Origin of the sequence: Natronosalvus amylolyticus, assembly GCF_024298845.1 — an archaeon.
GTDB classification, from domain to species: domain Archaea; phylum Halobacteriota; class Halobacteria; order Halobacteriales; family Natrialbaceae; genus Natronosalvus; species Natronosalvus amylolyticus.
On record NZ_CP101156.1, the window covers coordinates 229348 to 245721 of the forward strand.

A 16374-nucleotide genomic window follows, 5' to 3' on the forward strand; every position below is an offset into this window, starting at 1 on the left:
TACCACCGTCGTTCACCGGTACGCGTATGTCAGATCACGCACGCGAAGCCGATAGACCAATGACCTCCGAGGAACGAACGCCTGAACGAATGCTCGAGCTAGAACACGAGTTCCGGGTCGTCGACGTCCACGCTCGCCTGCAGACGGGTGCGGCTGTTCCCGCAGGCACGACCCCGCTCCAGCCGGACCGTCTCGAGCGCGAGATGCACCAGGCCGGTATCGTTCGATCTGTCGTTTTCCCGCCTGTGTCGCCGGAAACGAGCTACGTGGCGGCGAACAACGGGGTGGCCCGCCACAGTGTCGAACGGCCGTTTATCGCCTTCGCCCGAATCAACGGGGTCGACGAACCGGCCACCAACGCTGGCAGCCGGTTTCGTAACGCCTTCAGCCGCCAGCAGGCACACCACACGACGCCCGAGGACGTCGAACAGTACGCCTACGACGACCGCTTTCACGGGTTCGTACTCGACCCTGCCCTCGATGGGTTACCCACCGACGACGTGCTCGAGGTCCTCGATGACGTTTCGCTTCCGTTGCTCATCAGTGGTGGCGAGGGGGCACCGCCGGCCGTACTTGCAGACAGGCTGTTCGACCGATCGTTTCCCGTCATCGTCTCACACTTTGGCGGACATCCACTCAATCGAGAACTGATGCACGAAACCATCGACCACCTCGAGGGAACCGAGGACTGCTATCTCGAGACCAGCGCCGTCAGGTATCGCGACGTCCTCGAGCGTGCATTGCTCGAACATCCAGATAGGGTCTTTTTCGGCAGCGGCGTTCCCGACTGCCACCCGAACGTCGCCATCATGGAAATTCTCACACTCGACGTCTCGGCCGACAAACTCCATCGCGCCTTTTCGAAAAACGCCTGCAGGGTGATCGAGGCCCTCGGGCCACAGTGGTGAGCGCTCGAGTGGGTGAATCACCCGCACGGTACTTCTGTCGCCGGCGCTTCCGACCCATCTCCGGAACACGTGCACTCGTCACGAGCGTGAATCTGCGTTACCGATTGAACTGTATGAGCGCCGCCCCCGACAATCCGACCATGAGGGCGCCCCAGACCAGCCATACCCAGACGGATTCCAGTTGGTACACCACCCACAGCGAGAGCGAAAACACGAGTGCCAACCCAACCGTTGCGCCCCACTCGTTCATTACTCGAAGGTCGTGCTCAGGATACAAACGGGTTTCTTTCCCTCTCGGGCTCGAGAGACCATTCAAGTACCGCCGATCGATTCAAATACCCGGCACAGGTACCCGTTTCCCACGGACTTATACTGGCGCCTTTCACACTTTTAACCATGGCAGATTCGGAAACTGGTGCAGATGGGGAGCTATCGTTCGACCTCGAGTTGCTGACTGAACTCACCGAAACCAGCGGCGTTCCGGGCTACGAAGACCGTATCCGAGCGCTCGTCCAGCGCGAGTTCGAAGACAGTGTCGACCGCGTGCGGACGGACGCGATGGGAAACGTCGTCGGCACGCTCGAGGGTGACAGCGACTATTCGGTCGCCGTCGCCGCCCACATGGACGAGATCGGGTTCATGGTCAAACACGTCACCGGCGAAGAAGACGGCACGGGCTTTCTCCAGCTCGATGCGCTCGGCGGCTGGGACGCCCGCGTCCTGAAAGCCCAGCGGGTGACGATTCACACCGACGATGGCGACCTGCCGGGCGTCATCGGCTCCCCGCCACCCCACACACTCAGCGAGGAAGAGCGCTCGAAAACGCCCGAAGTCGAGGACGTCTACGTCGACACCGGGCTGCCAACCGAGGAACTCGAGGAGCGAGTGTCTCTCGGCGACCTCGTCACGATGGACCAACGGACCGAGCGCGTCGGGGAGACGGTCACGGGCAAGGCCCTCGACGACCGAATCTGTCTGTTCGCGATGCTCGAGGCCGCTCGCAATATCGAGAACCCCGACGTAACGATTCACTTCTGTGCAACCGTCCAGGAAGAAGTCGGCCTCCGTGGTGCCCGGGCACTCGGCGTCGACGTCGACCCCGATCTGGCGATTGCCTTGGACGTCACCGTCGCCAACGACGTCCCCGGATTCGATGCGAGCAAGCACGTCACAACCCTCGGCGACGGCGCGGCGATCAAACTCAAAGACTCGAGCGTGATCACCAGCCCGAAAGTACATCGACGGCTCCGTGCCGTTGCCGAGGAGGCCGATATCGACCACCAGATCGAGATACTTCCGGCCGGCGGAACCGACACCGCCGGCTTCCAGAATACCGCCGGAGCAAAACCCGTCGGCGCACTCTCGATTCCGACGCGGTATCTTCACACCGTGACCGAAACCGCCCACGTTGACGACGTCACAGCGACGATCGATCTACTGACTGCATTCCTCGAGAGCGAATCCGGCGAGCACGATTACACGTACTGATAGGGATTTCGTCGGCGTTCATCGGTACCGACGAAGAACCGAGGTACATCGTCGACAGCCGTCCTTCGAAGCCGCCGGCTGGCTACGATAATCCTCTGAGTCAACTATAGTAGCCAGTGAAACTGTTTACACACCTACAGCGATGCCCGCTTGTGAGCGGGTGTGCACTGACGTTCACTGGCTCCTCTACCAGGGCTCGCGGAATCTGGAGTTTTCGACCCGCTCGTGCTCGAGCGTCGTCCTGTCGCTGGCGGGTACATGGGTGAGGCTCCAGCATTTCTGACTTCAACTACTGGAGTGATTCGGTACCTTCAAAATACCGTTTGGTATGATAAAGATACCAAGTTAATTTGATTATACAACCCATTATTCAGAGTCCTTTCTCCCCGATAGTCCCCTATCCCTGTCGGATCCAGCATGGATATCGGTACGCCTCCCAACGGTGACGCATCTCGAGCGGACGAACCGAAGATTTCAGTACCGCCCATTGCTAAGCCCCGTGCATGAAGCAATTCGAGGAGGACGAACCGCTTTCACGTCGGCTCTTTCTCGCTGGCGCTGCGGGAACGGCGGTCGCGGCCGGTGCAACAGCGACGGGGATGGCTCAGGAAGACGAAGAAGATGAAGCCGAAAACGGTGACGATGCTCCCGCCGGCGGGGGAACCGAAGTCGTCGAAGTTGACGACAACTTCTTCGAACCGGAAAACCTCGCTATCGAACCGGGCACGACCGTCGTCTGGGAGTGGGTCGGCGTCGCCGACCACAACGTCAACCCTGGCGACCAGCCCGAGGGAGCCGACTGGGAGGGCCACCCGGATCTCAAGGCCGACGGCGACTACGAGTACACGTTCACCGAAGAGGGGACGTACGACTACGTCTGTGACCCCCACGTCGGCGTCGGGATGGTCGGCACGATCGAAGTAGCCGAGGGCGCAAGTGCTGCCCCGGAGGGGCCAGCGGACCTCGTTCCCGACGCGGCGTGGACACTCATCGTCGCGACGGTCGCGGGCATGGTGTCGACGCTCTCGCTCGTCTACTTCTTTATGCGCTACGGCGGCGAACCAGCCGAGTAAATTACATTGACGGCTTTACGGTGCGAAGCCACTCGAGGGAGTCACGATGAGTGTGCCGTCTCGAGTCGATGAACACTCGACAGGGTGGAGTCCCACCCGACCGGAGATGCTCCTCCTTATAGGGATTATCGGAGGCGTTCATCGGTACCGACGAAAAACCGAGGTGCAGCGTCGACAGCCGTCCTTCGAAACCGCGGGCTGGCTACGATAACCCCTATCAGTCCCCTCCCAAACGTCGGGTCCTCACGGCATCTCGTGCACCGTCAATTCCACCGACCGCTGTCTTCCTTCGATGTCGGCGACCAGTCGTTCGACGACACGACGAGCTTCCTCCATGAGCCGTGGGCGGAGTTTGTCGATCACCCACCCCATCGAGACGAACCGCGGCAGCGACACCACGTCAGAATCGGCCGAATGTGGGTCGTAGACGGCCTCGAAGTAGATTCGACTGGCGGTCTCTTCCGTCGACGGTGCACTCGCCGGTTCTGGGAGGACGCGCCATTCGCCCGCGGCATCGATATCCTTGGTGAGTTCCCACTCGAGGGAGGTTGGTGGGTTCACCGCAGTCACTTCCGAACGCGCTGTGTAGGACAGTTTCCACCACGACAGGTGTAATCCGTATCTAGTTCCAGGGCCGCCATCGCCGTCGACAGTGACTGCCTCGAGATGTTTGGCGTAGCGCGGATAGTTCGAAAACGATTGCAAGTACGGAAACACCGTCTCCGGGTCACGATAGACGACCGTACTCACCAGGATTCGGTCCACACCTCTGATAGGAACATCGGGGACCTAAACGTTATCCTCGTGAGCGGGATGGTTGGGCAACACTCGAGCAGCGCGCTCTGTTCGCTTGAACACGGGCGTTCCGGCGTGTCCGCAGATATTTGTACCGGCTACACGGATCCATACTGTATGCGCGATGTACTCATTGTAGGTGGCGGCGTCGCCGGTCTCGCCGCCTCGATTTTTACTGCACGTGCAGGTCTCGATACCCTCGTCGTCGACGGCGGCGAGTCGATTCTGGCCAGAAACGCTAGCCTCGAGAACTATCCCGGCTTCCCCGACGGGGTCGACGCACGCCGGTATCTGGCACTCGCGAGTGACCAGGCCCGAAACGCGGGCGCAACCTTCGAGTTGGGCCGCGTCACCGAGATAACCGACAAGGTGTCCGACGATGGTGCGCGCGGCTTCAACGTACGGACTGAAAACGACGGCGGGACACCACTCGAGGCACGCCGGGTAATTGCGGCCTCCTGGCCCGACAGTGAGTACCTCCTGTCGCTCGAGGTCGACCGGGAACAGCGCGGCAGCAAGCACGTGGTCTCAGTCGACGAGGGCGGGAGAACGAGCGTCGACGGGGTCTATGCCGCCGGTCGACTCGCCGGCCAACCACACCAGAGCATCGTCGCTGCAGGACACGGCGCAACGGTCTCCCTTGCGGTCATCCACGACTCGGAGGTTGCGTTCTACCACGACTGGGTGGCCCCTGAAGGGTACTTTACTGGTCGTGATCGTGCGGTCCCGCCAGCCTGCGAAGAAATCGACGATGCTGAACGGCGAAAGCGCGACGAGCGGGCCAGAAAGACGATGCTCGAGGCGTTCGCTGAACCGTTCGAAGAAGAGCCAACGATGCACCCGAGCGTGGCCGACGAGTGATCGATGCATCGACTGTGTTGTCGTGGTCAGTGACGGACTGGGTAGGTCACTGACTGGAAATCAGTGACAACAATCCCCACCAGGGGACGATACCCATACCCATTTTATCCCTGCGTGCGAAGGTTCATCGAGAATGCTCGAGGGAGTCAACGTCGCACTCGGGGTGTCGGGATCGATCGCGGCCGTCAAAACCGTCGAACTCGCCCACGAGTTGCGGCGCCAGGGTGCAACCGTTCGGGCCGTGATGAGCCCCAGTGCCCAGCACATTATCCACCCGTGGTCGCTGGAGTTCGCGACCGAAAACGACGTTGTCACCGACATCACTGGCCGCGTCGAGCACGTCGAACTCTGTGGCTACGACGGGTGGGCAGACGTCTACCTGCTCGCACCGGCGACGGCGAACACCGTCGGCAAAATCGCAAACGCCGTCGACGACACTCCGGTCACGACCGCCGCAACGACGGCCCTCGGCTCTGGCGTCCCTATCGTCATCGCGCCCGCGATGCACGAACCCATGTACGACCATCCGGGGGTCCTCGAGGCCATCGAACGGGTCGAAGACTGGGGCGTTTCGTTCGTCGACCCGCGCGTCGAAGAGGGAAAAGCGAAAATCGCCACGGAGGAAGCTATCGTTTGTGAAGTAGCGCGTGCGGCAGGCGAGCGCCCACTGGCGGAACGTCACGTCGTCGTCACCAGCGGAGCGACGACGGAATCGATCGACCCCGTTCGAGTGCTATCTAACCGGTCGTCCGGCAAAATGGGGCGAGCCGTCGCTCGAGCGTGTTACGTCCTCGGGGCAACGGTCACCCTGGTCCACGACGGCCCCGAAGTGCCCTACGCTACCAGTCGGCAGGTCGAAAGTTCCACGGAGATGCTCGAGGCAACCCTCGAGGCCGCCACCGGCGCTGACGTGCTCGTTTCAGCAGCCGCAATCGGTGACTACACGGTCGAGACACACGAGGAGAAACTCCGGTCAGGCGAGACACGGACCCTCGAACTCGAGCCAACGCCGAAGCTGCTCGATACCGTTCGTGCCGAACAGCCATCGTTGCCGATCGTTGGATTCAAGACCGAAACGAGCGGGGAAGACTCGAAGATGATCGAAGCAGCGCGATCGCTTCTCGAGCGAGTCGACGCCGGGTTCGTCGTCGCAAACGATGCACGTGTGATGGGAGCCGATCGGACGAGAGCGCTCCTGGTTCACGCCGAAACCGCTGCCGAGTTCGACGGAACCAAACAGAATCTCGCCGCCGAAATCGGCCGTTCGATAGCCGTTATGCTGGGCGAAGAAACCGCCTGACGCGACCATCTCCCATGCTCTTTTTGCCCCTCATCTCACGCGGCCGTCAGGAGAATTATATAGGTGGCCTCCCTGTCGTAACCTGATGATAACGGAAATCATATCGAACGATTATCTGCGGTGATCTCGTGTGTTAGGGGCACGTACACAGAGCAAACCACTGTCGAAAGGCGAAATATTCGAAGTGCTTCGCAATCAGCGACGGCGCTACGTTCTCCAGTATCTCAAACAGGACGGTCGACCCGTTGAACTCGGCGACCTCGCCCAGCAGATCGCCGCCTGGGAGTACGAAACCACGCTCGAGGGCGTCACGCCCGAACAGCGAAAACGCGTGTATACGACGTTACAGCAAACCCATCTGCCCAAAATGGACGCCGCAGGTATTCTTCGGTTCGACGCTGACGAGGGGGTTATCGAACCGACCGACCGAACGGAGGATCTCAACATTTACCTCGAGATCGTTCCCGGTCGGGAGATCGCCTGGCGTGAACTGTATCTCTCACTCGGCGCAATCGCCTGTGCACTGGTCGCCGCGCTCTGGCTAGAGATCTATCCACTGACGCTCGTCTCGGAACTCGCCTGGGCCGCTCTCATCTCGCTCACGGTCACCGGGACGGCTATTGCACACATCTACTACGAACGGAATATGCGCCTGGGCCACGGCGAGCAACCGCCCGAGCTGAGCTACGGAACCGACGACTGATGCGGACTGTTGGGTCAATGGACTGCAACTCGCCTGCAACGAGGTCGGCTATCGATGGTACCTGGCCACGACGATACCTGTTGGCCAGATTGGTATCCTCTCTCTGACAGGCGTCTCGCTGACAGACCACACCCGGCATCGCGTATCGTCACCTTTTACACCGTCTCCCGCCCACCTTCAACATGGATCAACTCAAACGGTCGCTCCTCGAGGCACCGATTATCGAAAAAGAGGGTTATCATTACTTCGTACACCCAATTAGCGACGGCGTTCCGAAACTCGATCCATCCTTGCTCCGGGAAATCGTCATCCGGATTATGCGCAAAGCCGACCTCGAGGACGTCGACCGTATCGTCACGCCGGCGGCGATGGGAATCCACATATCGACAGCGGTCTCCCTGATGACCGATATCCCGCTGACCGTGATCCGCAAGCGAGAGTACGGTCTCGAGGGCGAGGTCGCCATCTCACAGGAAACCGGCTACTCCCAAAACGAGATGTACATCAACGACGTCCGCGAGGGCGAGAAAGTCCTGGTACTCGATGACGTCCTCTCGACCGGCGGCACGCTGACTGCGGTCCTTAGCGCACTCGACGGGATCGGTGCGGAGGTCGTCGACACCGTTGCCGTCATCAAAAAGGCCGGCGGCGAGAACAAAGTCGCCGACGCCGGCTACCACGTCAAAACGCTGATCAACGTCGATGTCATCGACGGCGAAGTCGTGATTGTCGACGAAGACGGCGACGACTAATAGAGGTTTTTTACTGTTTACGGGTCACCGCCACCAGGCACTTCGCTGGTCGTGAAGAGGCGACAACGATCCCTATATAGGGGCTGTCGTAACGATATCCAGCCGGTAATCGCCGAAACCAGTCATCGGTGAGTTCAACCAACAAATCAGGTGCACAGTTTCGGGAGACGGCTTAAAACGGACCGCGATTTATTGTCGTGTTGCCCGCATAGGCCTGAAAGACCATCGCCAAAATCATCGCGAGACTAATTCCGACAAAAGCAACGGTAATGAAGAGTCGTCCGAACGGGTAAATCGAGAGATACATTGCTACAATACCGATTGCCGTAGCGGCAAGCGACACGTACGCGAGCTTGAGTCCCGTATCGCCTGCGAGCTCGACTACCCGCGGAAGTTCTTCGTCGTCACCGGTCCCCGGGCCATCTTCGGATGGCTGAAAGGATTTTTCAGACGACGTGGCCCCATCTGTCATACTGTATTCCCTGGCCGCAATCGTAAAAAACGGTGTGGTCTCTCCCGTGAGTCGTACAGGCGTTACAAGCCTGACCAGACGAGTGCAACTTCGACTCCGATTGAAGCGACCGCCAGGGCAAGCGACGTGAGAAACAGGTGAGCATCGTCACCGTAGACATCGTCGTCGCTTCCCGAAAGCGGGTTCAGTCGAAGACGTATCGAAACGGGTGGGATGAGCAGGGACCTCTCATCTGCCACCTCGTCAATCTGGCCGCCCGAACGGTTTCGTACCGCCCACAGGATAAAGCCAATGACCGCACCGATAAACTGTGCTTCACGGACGAACAGCCAGCTGAACTGACCGGTACGGGCGTAACTCCAGAGCGATCCGACGGCCACGCTTCCCAGCAACACGAGACCGATCACGAGCACCACATCGGCGAGTGCAGCCGGTCGCCACTGTGGCATCGTCAGCGGTTCGTTCACGTCGTTTGATCCTGCCATCAGTAACCCAAAAATAGTACCGGTCGTTGTTCAATCTGAAACCGGTTGATCGGCTTCGAGCAACGATCCATCGGTTTTTACGTCGTCGTGGAGATGACAGGAAACCTGCCTACCCGCCCGTTCAGTGAGAGCTGGCGCGTCGCGTTCACAGACGGTCATGAACGACTCCTCGAGGATCTCGTTTGCGCCCTCGAGATTCCCCTGGGCGAGCTGATCGAACGCTTTATCGAGCGTCTCGTTGGCCGTCGTATCGGTCAACTCCGCCGGGAGGTCGTTCTCTCGCCGGAGCTGGCTAATGACGGTCTCTGCTGGCATGTCATCGACTGAAATGTCTCCATCGATTTCGTCCGTGTCGATTCCTTCCTCGACAGCAGCGGTTTCGGCAACTGAGTCGAGATTCAGCGTGCCATCTCGCACACGCTGACGGAAGTGTAACACGTCACGCCAGACCGATTGGGAAAGCTCGAGCTCCTCGGGTGGGATCACCTCCGGACAGCGCGTGTGGAACCGACAGCCACTTGGCGGGGCGCTGGGGTCAGGAACGTCACCCTTGAGTTCGACGCCAAGGCCCCGCTCACGTGGGTCAGGTGTCGGTATTGCAGAGAGCAGTGCTCTCGTGTACGGGTGCTGTGGATCGTTGAACAGCTCCTCGCTGTCTGCGACTTCGACGAACTCACCGAGATACATCACGGCTACCCGATCACAGATCTCTCGAATAACACCGAGATTGTGACTGATGACGATGATCGTCAGGTTAAACGCCTCTTGCAGCTCTTTCATGAGCTGTAGGATCTCGGATTGGATCGACACGTCGAGTGCGGACACCGGTTCGTCAGCCACGATTACGTCCGGGTTGACCGCGAGCGCCCGTGCGAGGCCGATACGCTGTTTCTGGCCACCGGAGAATTCGTGTGGGTAACGGGCCATATCCGAGGCCGAGAGGCCGACGCGTTCGAGTAGATCGGCTACGATTGCCTCTCGCTTCTTCCGATCGCTCATTCCTTGCACGATCAACGGTTCGGCCACCGCATCACCGATACTCATCCGCGGGTCGAAACTCGAATCCGGATCCTGGAAGATCATCTGGACGTTCCGCCGGAACCGTTTGAGTTCGGTGCTATCGTATTCGGTGATGTCCTCACCCTTGTACCTGACCTGTCCGCCAGTGGGCTCTTCGAGCCGGATCATCGACGTTGCAGCGGTCGATTTTCCACACCCGGATTCGCCGACGATACCGAACGTTTCGCCCTCGTGTATGTCGAAGCTAATCCCGTCAACTGCTTTGACGCGACCGACCTCACCGGAGAGCAATCCACCGGAAAGTGGGTAATGTTTCTCGAGGTTTTCGATTTGCATGATCGGATCACTTCGTGACCAGCTCATCGATCCTCACCTCCGACGCCCATCTGGTCGATATCCAGTGCTGAAACCGTTGCATCGCTTTTCAAGACGATATCCGGATTGCCACCCGGTTCGAAGTGGATACAGGAAACGACGTGGTCCGCTGTGCCGGCCTCGTAGGTCGGCGGCTGTGGGCCTTCCAGACAGTCCTCGCGTGCGAAGACACAACGGCTTGCAAACCGACAGCCATCCGGTGGGTCGATCGGACTCGGCAGACTTCCCGGAATACCGCCGAGATTCCCTTTGCTTGGGAGACACTCGAGCAAAGCTCTGGTGTACGGATGTGACGGTGTTTCGAAGATATCCATCACTGGTCCCCGCTCCATCACTTTTCCAGCATACATGACGACGACTCTATCTGCAACCTCGGCAACGACGCCGAGGTCGTGGGTGATGAACAGAATCGCCATATCCCGTTCTTCCTGTAGAGATTTGAGTAATTTGAGAATCTGGGCCTGAATCGTCACGTCGAGCGCGGTCGTCGGTTCGTCGGCGATCAACAGGTCCGGCTCGCAGGCCAGGGCGATTGCGATCATCACGCGCTGTTTCATTCCACCGGATAGCTGATGTGGGTAATCTCCCAGTCGGGCACTCGCTTCGGGAATCCCTACCTGGGTCAACAGCTCGATGGCCTTTTCATTGGCTTCCTTTTTGGTTACTTCCTGGTGAAGTTCAATCGCCTCGCGAAGTTGCCAGCCGATCGTGTAGACCGGATTCAGTGCTCCCTGTGGGTTCTGGAAGATGTGACTTACGCGGCCACCACGAAGTGATCTGAGTTCTTCCTCGCTCATCTCAGTGACCTCCGCACCATCGAACTCGATCGAACCCTCAGGAATGAACCCCGGTGGGCTCTTGAACAGCCGGGTTATCGATTCACTCGTCACTGTTTTGCCGGAGCCACTCTCACCCACGATGGCGACGGTCTCTCCAGACTGGACGTCGAACGAAACACTATCGACTGCTTTGACAACGCCCTCATCGGTTTCGAAGTACGTACAGAGATCCGTAACCGAAAGGAGCGAGTTGCTCGAGCGAGTCGATTCATCAGTACCGATCGTCTGTGAAGGCTGTTTGCTCATTCTCCACCACCTTGTCGTGGATCCAGGGCGTCGCGGAGTGCGTCACCAAGGAAATTGAAGGCCAGAATTGTCATAAATAAGAACACGCCCGGAATCGTCGATATCCACCAGGCACGATCCAGGTCGCTCCGACCGTCGGCGATCGTTTCGCCCCAGGATGGGAGGCGTGGATCACCGAGTCCGAGGAACGCCAGCGCTGCTTCGGCGAGAATTAGTCCCGGAATAACGAGCGTCGCTGCCGTGATGACGCTGTTCGAGACGTTTGGTAGCAAGTGTCGACGGATGGTCCAGAGGCCTCCGGCCCCTGCGTTTTTCGCTGCCATGATGTACGCTTCTTCCCGACGCTGTAAGGCTTCTGAGCGGACGATACGAGCAATCCCACCCCATCCAAGTACGCCGAAGATGATGATCATCACGAACAGACTTCCACCGACCAGGTACACGACCAGCAGGTACAGGAAGAAGGTGGGGAACGTAATCTGGATGTCGACGTATCGGAACAGGATTTCGTCGACGTAGCCACCGAAATATGCTGCCGTAAGCCCAACTGTCGTGGCGATCAGGATCGTCAGGAACATCCCGATCAGGCCGACTTGCATACTAATCTCCATCCCGTAGACGATGGAGATGAGGATGTCTTTCCCTTGGTGTGTCGTTCCAAACGGATGCGCCCAGCTGCCGTGACACTCGCCACCGCTGACCGGGCCCACACATTGAATAGGAACTGTTTCTCGGACGGACCCCCAGACGGGTGGCTGATAGGCCAGCACGGGTTCTACCTCTGGCGGGTCCATGAACCGCGGAACCGTCAGACCGATGGCGAAGATGATCGCCAGGTAGATCAGGCTAATTACAGCTGCTTTGTTCTTCTTGAACTCTCGCCAGTAGTAGGCGGTCATCCGCTGATTCTGATAGAGCGGAATCGCCACGTAGAACACCCCAACCAGCAAGGTCAGTGACCAGAGCCAGGTGACTCCCCCGATCTCTCCGATCAGCGGATACTCTGCGGGTCCTGCACCTGGAATGAATCCCGGTGTTTCGACCTGATACCTAGACGTATCGGTTACGAACGCGACCATCCGCTGGTAGGCTCCTTCACCGAATCGATTAAACAGATCGTTGAGAAGTGCCAGCAGGTACGTCCCCATGATCGCATACCAGGCGATGCGCGTCTTCGTAACGCCTCGAGCCGTCCCGTCGATTTCGTCCCAGTTGACGTCTTCGAAGGTAACGTTGTCTGCCTCCTTTCTGACGTTTGCGGATTGTGTTGTTGGATCTGTATCGACGGACATTAGCGATCACCGTATTTGATTCGCGGATCGAGGATGACGTACGCGATGTCCTGGGCGAGATTCCCGATGATCGCCACGAACACCGGAACGAACACGGTACCGAACACCAGCGCCGTATCCTGGGACATAATCGCGTCGAAGGAGAGATAACCAAGCCCCGGTATGCCGAACACGACTTCGATGAGATAGGACCCCACGAAGACGATTCCGAGGATGTCTCCCACGAGAATCGTTGCAATTGGGATCGAGGCGGGGCGGAAAATGTGTTTTGCGACGATTGTACGCTCGGACACACCTTTCGCTTTGGCAGTTTTGATGAAATCTGATTCGACGTACTCGAGCGCCTCCGCGCGAGTGTATCGCATCATACTGGCGACTGAGGCAGTCATCAAGACGAACATCGGGAGAATCAGCTGTTTGACGTTCTCCCAGCTGACGATCGCTCGGAGCGCCCACTCGCCATCTATCTTTGACGCCTGGGTATCAAATAGGAGGTCGACCCATCCTAACCACGTCCCGAAAATAACCAGCAAGATGATAGCGAACCAGAAGTTCGGAATGGAGATGCCGAAGAAGGCGACGAACGTCGCAACGTAATCTCCGCGCGTGTATTGGTTCACTGCCGAGTACAGACCGATGACAATGCCGATGATCGTCGATATAATGACGGCGGGGACGCCGTACATCATCGAGTATGGGATCGCACTGGCCAGCGCGTCGATCACCGGCTCCGATCGGGAGTCAGACCATCCCCAGTTGAAACTGAGCATGTTCTGCATGAAATCGATGTACTGGATGTGAAACGCCTGATCCATTCCTCGAGCGGCTTCCGCTGCCTGTCTGGCCTGTTCCGGGTCGCTCCCCGACTGAGCGGCCTGGAACTCGAGTTCCATAATCCTGGTGTCGGGCGTCAGGTACATCAGCACGAACGTGATTGTGAGGACTACCATCGTCGCGACACCAGCCCAGACTAGTCGTTTAAATATATACCATTTCATACGCTGTATTCCATGTCTGTAGGGAAGTATGTATTAAATTCGACAGCTTACCAGCTGTAGCGGACGGTTCGGTACGGCACCAGTTAGGCGTCGTAGCCGTAGTCGTCGCTGGTGTACTCTTCGAGGTAGTCCTGTGCCTGCGGTTTGTTGTAGGAGTCACCGACACCAAACTCCGTCACCTGGGAGTCGTCGTACCATTCGGACCACTCTGGCTGGAAGGTGTGGGTGTACTCTGCGAGGCCACGGAGGATGTTCTCGGTTATGTTTGCCTTGTCGATGGACATCGACAGCGCCTGACGGACCTCGCGAGTCTGGAGTTCTTCCCAACCGTTTGCACGCTGGTTGAACGCAAGAATTCCCAGATACGGCTGTGGGATTTCGTAGACGTCGATCGAATCGTTGTCGACGAAGTCCTGATACCGGTCGGTCGGAATGCCGGCCGTCGTCAACTCGCCGCCCTCGAACGCTTGCAGTCGGGTCGATTGCTCCTCGATCACGCGGTAGGTGTACTGGTCGAAGTACGGTGCATCCGCCCACTCGCTGCCCATCTCGTCGGCGTAGGCGTGCATGTAGTAATCGTCGTTGCGCACGGCGACGAACTCCGAGGAGCGGTCCCAGCGCTCGAACGTGTACGGTCCGAGGTTGCCGCTGTACTGGATCTCCTGCATCTCTTCGCTCTGTCGAAGCGCATCCGCGTCGGGTGCGTAGCTCTCGTAGAGCTCTTTCGGCGCACAGAACGCGCCCCACATGACTGGCTCGAGCGGGAAGTCGGGGTTGACCGACGGCAGTTCGAGCTGGAACTCGAGGGTACCGGTTTCTTCGACGTTGATTCCCTCCCAGTCACCGCCCTGGGTCGAGGGACCGTTTTCTGCATCCCAGATATCTCCGCTCTGGTGGACTTCTTCGATCTGGAATACCCAGTCTTCGGCCGTCATCTGACCGTAGCCGTTGCCCCACTCGAGGTTGTCTCGAAGCGTACAGACGAACACCTGGCCGTCGCCGGTGTCTTCCATGTCGAGCCACAGCGGTTGGATGGTGTTCTCGGAGTCGACGGCGTACGCACCGTCGAGACAGAGACCGATTCGGTTCGCCGACGGCACGTCGTTCACTTCGGGGAAGTAAAGCGTCTCGGCGTCCGTACCGGATGCCGCGATGTATTCGTCGGTATCGTCGGTTGCCGACCACGTCGTGGAATCCCAGTTGCCACCGAACACTTCGACTGGCCCTTCGATGTAATCTTGATAGCCGACGATATCGTCGGACATCGAGACGAAGTTCACCGGCACGTCCTCGCTCAGGATGCCGAAAATTTCCGCCATAATCTGCTGGCGCGCGTCCGGATCTGGCTCCTGGCGGAAGTCGCTGTACTTGGCGGCCATGTCCACGTCCGGGGCGTAGCCGTAGTAGTTCGTTCCCGACTGTTCGGTCCAGAAGGCGTCGGTCGCCGCGGGCGTACGCGGGTACGTGTTGAAGTTGATCCCGTACATCAGGTCCCACTGTTCGGGACTCTGGGTCTCATCGCGTGGGCCTGCGTTGAAGCCACCGGCCGACCACTCGGGTTCGCCGTCACCGATGTATTCGTTGGAGACGTACTGTCCGAGGAGCGTGTCGAAGGTGACACCGTTGATGCTCACCGAAAACCCGAGGTCCTCGAGCTCGTTAGCCATGACCTCTGCGGCGGTTTCTGTGGTGTCGGTACCCGTGGCGTACACGAGGTTCAGTTCGACCTGGCCATCTGGACCGAGGAAGTCACCACGGTCTTCGGCTTCGCCGTTCCCGCCGTTGCCACCGTTCCCGCCGTTGCCACCGTTCCCGCCGTTGCCACCGTTTCCGTCGTCGCTGTCGTCGCTGCTAAAACACCCAGCAAGTCCAGCAAGTCCGGCTGCACCGCCGGCTTTGATAATGTGTCGTCGTCGCGGATGATTGCCTCTTCTTTGCGGCATAAAATGGTCATTTCACCAAACCCATATATACTTTATGAACATCCTCTGGCTCGAGCATAATTCACCGTCTTTAACCTAAAAACGCAAAATTCTATCCTTTTGTGTTCAATAGTCGGCTATATCTTTGGATAATCTCTTATTTTGCTGTTTGCCTGTATCTTTGATGTTTGTTCATAGGGAATACAACCTTCAAGAATGATTGTTTGGACAACATGTATTGTGTGCTTATATTACTACTTAGGTATGCTTCCATCTAGTCAGGTAGTTTGTCATTAGCAGTTATCGCTTCCAGCCATTCTCGCTTTAACAGGCGGTATATCGTAGTTATTGCCGGTACTCAAATTCGAGGTCACAACTTTGATAGAACGATACACTCCATCACAATTGATATCAGGTTCTTCGTAAATTTAGACAAGTAGTTATTTTACAGACATTCCTTGTGTGGTGTCTTCGCCAATCCGGAACCGAAACCTTACTTACTTGATAACATGTCGTAGTAGCAGTAAACAGATTTATACATCCGCCGAGACAGCGTCTCGTGAGAGGTCGTGTGCCGTCTACTCCACACTCCACAGGCACCCTCAATTCGGTGTTGGTTACATCACTATACCAGGAGGTAGATTTGAACTACGCGGAGACCGCTCGCTCCGCTCACGGTCTCCTCTCGTTCAAACAACTCGTGCTATCTCCATCGCTCGCGGACTTGCTCGCGACAAGCGGGAGGTAGCTTTGAACCACGGTCGCAGCAAGCTGCTCCCTGCTTCAAATCTCCTCGTCAGCTTTTCAGGGACACAGTCTCCTCGCTATGCTCGTCGGATTGTGTC

The 16374-nt window shown here is 58.2% G+C and carries 16 protein-coding genes; 7 read left to right on the forward strand and 9 right to left on the reverse strand.

What is annotated here, in order from left to right; translation table 11 throughout:
• Positions 1 to 89: 89 nt before the first annotated feature.
• A complete protein-coding gene (locus NLK60_RS01145; protein ID WP_254810519.1) occupies positions 90 to 908 on the forward strand; it encodes an amidohydrolase family protein in 819 nt (272 codons plus the stop codon).
• A gap of 97 nt (positions 909 to 1005) precedes the next feature.
• On the opposite strand, the gene NLK60_RS01150 is transcribed toward NLK60_RS01145, so the two are convergent.
• The gene (locus NLK60_RS01150) at positions 1006 to 1158 is read right to left on the reverse strand and encodes a hypothetical protein (protein ID WP_254809071.1); all 153 of its coding nucleotides are present in this window, start codon (positions 1156 to 1158) and stop codon (positions 1006 to 1008) included.
• A 146-nt stretch (positions 1159 to 1304) separates the two neighbouring features.
• Here NLK60_RS01150 and NLK60_RS01155 point away from each other — a divergent pair, with 146 nt between their 5' ends.
• Positions 1305 to 2396, forward strand: a complete 1092-nt coding sequence (locus NLK60_RS01155; RefSeq protein ID WP_254809072.1) for a M42 family metallopeptidase — start codon at positions 1305 to 1307, stop codon at positions 2394 to 2396.
• A 503-nt stretch (positions 2397 to 2899) separates the two neighbouring features.
• Complete coding sequence (locus NLK60_RS01160) at positions 2900 to 3469, forward strand: cupredoxin domain-containing protein (protein ID WP_254809073.1); 570 nt, start codon at positions 2900 to 2902, stop codon at positions 3467 to 3469.
• Positions 3470 to 3712: 243 nt separating this feature from the next.
• Here NLK60_RS01160 and NLK60_RS01165 read toward each other — a convergent pair whose 3' ends face one another.
• Positions 3713 to 4234, reverse strand: coding sequence for an SRPBCC family protein (locus NLK60_RS01165; RefSeq protein WP_254809074.1), 522 nt, complete (start codon positions 4232 to 4234; stop codon positions 3713 to 3715).
• Positions 4235 to 4381: 147 nt separating this feature from the next.
• Between NLK60_RS01165 and NLK60_RS01170 the strand changes: the two genes are divergently transcribed.
• The 4 genes from NLK60_RS01170 to hpt all read left to right on the forward strand — a co-directional run bounded on the left by NLK60_RS01170 (position 4382) and on the right by hpt (position 7880).
• Positions 4382 to 5125 (forward strand): NAD(P)/FAD-dependent oxidoreductase, encoded by a 744-nt coding sequence (locus NLK60_RS01170; RefSeq protein WP_254809075.1) that lies wholly within the window; start codon positions 4382 to 4384, stop codon positions 5123 to 5125.
• Positions 5126 to 5258: 133 nt separating this feature from the next.
• Positions 5259 to 6425 carry a bifunctional phosphopantothenoylcysteine decarboxylase/phosphopantothenate--cysteine ligase CoaBC gene (coaBC, locus tag NLK60_RS01175; protein WP_254809076.1) on the forward strand — a complete coding sequence of 389 codons (1167 nt, stop codon included), beginning with the start codon at positions 5259 to 5261 and terminating at the stop codon, positions 6423 to 6425.
• A 130-nt stretch (positions 6426 to 6555) separates the two neighbouring features.
• A complete protein-coding gene (locus tag NLK60_RS01180; protein WP_254809077.1) occupies positions 6556 to 7128 on the forward strand; it encodes a DUF7344 domain-containing protein in 573 nt (190 codons plus the stop codon).
• Between the two features lie 182 nt (positions 7129 to 7310).
• Entirely contained in the window at positions 7311 to 7880 is a 570-nt protein-coding gene (hpt, locus tag NLK60_RS01185) for a hypoxanthine/guanine phosphoribosyltransferase (RefSeq protein ID WP_254809078.1), read from the forward strand.
• Positions 7881 to 8052: 172 nt separating this feature from the next.
• On the opposite strand, the gene NLK60_RS01190 is transcribed toward hpt, so the two are convergent.
• The 7 genes from NLK60_RS01190 to NLK60_RS01220 all read right to left on the reverse strand — a co-directional run bounded on the left by NLK60_RS01190 (position 8053) and on the right by NLK60_RS01220 (position 15550).
• Positions 8053 to 8352 (reverse strand): hypothetical protein, encoded by a 300-nt coding sequence (locus tag NLK60_RS01190; RefSeq protein ID WP_254809079.1) that lies wholly within the window; start codon positions 8350 to 8352, stop codon positions 8053 to 8055.
• A gap of 62 nt (positions 8353 to 8414) precedes the next feature.
• Positions 8415 to 8837: a hypothetical protein gene (locus NLK60_RS01195; protein WP_254809080.1), complete on the reverse strand. Its 423-nt coding sequence runs from the start codon at positions 8835 to 8837 to the stop codon at positions 8415 to 8417.
• 30 nt (positions 8838 to 8867) lie between these two features.
• A complete protein-coding gene (locus NLK60_RS01200) occupies positions 8868 to 10220 on the reverse strand; it encodes an ABC transporter ATP-binding protein (RefSeq protein WP_254809081.1) in 1353 nt (450 codons plus the stop codon).
• Positions 10217 to 11317 carry an ABC transporter ATP-binding protein gene (locus NLK60_RS01205; RefSeq protein WP_254809082.1) on the reverse strand — a complete coding sequence of 367 codons (1101 nt, stop codon included), beginning with the start codon at positions 11315 to 11317 and terminating at the stop codon, positions 10217 to 10219. Before NLK60_RS01205 ends, NLK60_RS01200 begins: the two co-directional genes overlap by 4 nt.
• Positions 11314 to 12609, reverse strand: coding sequence for an ABC transporter permease (locus NLK60_RS01210; RefSeq protein ID WP_254809083.1), 1296 nt, complete (start codon positions 12607 to 12609; stop codon positions 11314 to 11316). The genes NLK60_RS01205 and NLK60_RS01210 overlap by 4 nt, the downstream gene beginning before the upstream one ends.
• A complete protein-coding gene (locus NLK60_RS01215) occupies positions 12609 to 13607 on the reverse strand; it encodes an ABC transporter permease (RefSeq protein WP_256530384.1) in 999 nt (332 codons plus the stop codon). Before NLK60_RS01215 ends, NLK60_RS01210 begins: the two co-directional genes overlap by 1 nt.
• 83 nt (positions 13608 to 13690) lie before the next feature.
• Positions 13691 to 15550 carry an ABC transporter substrate-binding protein gene (locus NLK60_RS01220; protein ID WP_254809085.1) on the reverse strand — a complete coding sequence of 620 codons (1860 nt, stop codon included), beginning with the start codon at positions 15548 to 15550 and terminating at the stop codon, positions 13691 to 13693.
• Positions 15551 to 16374 lie beyond the last annotated feature (824 nt).

Coding starts and splice junctions, on each gene's coding strand:
- NLK60_RS01160 (WP_254809073.1), top strand. CDS start 2,900: ATGAAGCAATTCGAGGAGGACGAACCGCTTTCACGTCGGCTCTTTCTC.
- NLK60_RS01170 (WP_254809075.1), top strand. CDS start 4,382: ATGCGCGATGTACTCATTGTAGGTGGCGGCGTCGCCGGTCTCGCCGCC.
- NLK60_RS01220 (WP_254809085.1), bottom strand. CDS start 15,550: ATGCCGCAAAGAAGAGGCAATCATCCGCGACGACGACACATTATCAAA.
- hpt (WP_254809078.1), top strand. CDS start 7,311: ATGGATCAACTCAAACGGTCGCTCCTCGAGGCACCGATTATCGAAAAA.
- NLK60_RS01190 (WP_254809079.1), bottom strand. CDS start 8,352: ATGACAGATGGGGCCACGTCGTCTGAAAAATCCTTTCAGCCATCCGAA.
- NLK60_RS01210 (WP_254809083.1), bottom strand. CDS start 12,609: ATGTCCGTCGATACAGATCCAACAACACAATCCGCAAACGTCAGAAAG.
- coaBC (WP_254809076.1), top strand. CDS start 5,259: ATGCTCGAGGGAGTCAACGTCGCACTCGGGGTGTCGGGATCGATCGCG.
- NLK60_RS01150 (WP_254809071.1), bottom strand. CDS start 1,158: ATGAACGAGTGGGGCGCAACGGTTGGGTTGGCACTCGTGTTTTCGCTC.
- NLK60_RS01205 (WP_254809082.1), bottom strand. CDS start 11,317: ATGAGCAAACAGCCTTCACAGACGATCGGTACTGATGAATCGACTCGC.
- NLK60_RS01195 (WP_254809080.1), bottom strand. CDS start 8,837: ATGGCAGGATCAAACGACGTGAACGAACCGCTGACGATGCCACAGTGG.
- NLK60_RS01215 (WP_256530384.1), bottom strand. CDS start 13,607: ATGAAATGGTATATATTTAAACGACTAGTCTGGGCTGGTGTCGCGACG.
- NLK60_RS01145 (WP_254810519.1), top strand. CDS start 90: ATGCTCGAGCTAGAACACGAGTTCCGGGTCGTCGACGTCCACGCTCGC.
- NLK60_RS01155 (WP_254809072.1), top strand. CDS start 1,305: ATGGCAGATTCGGAAACTGGTGCAGATGGGGAGCTATCGTTCGACCTC.
- NLK60_RS01200 (WP_254809081.1), bottom strand. CDS start 10,220: ATGAGCTGGTCACGAAGTGATCCGATCATGCAAATCGAAAACCTCGAG.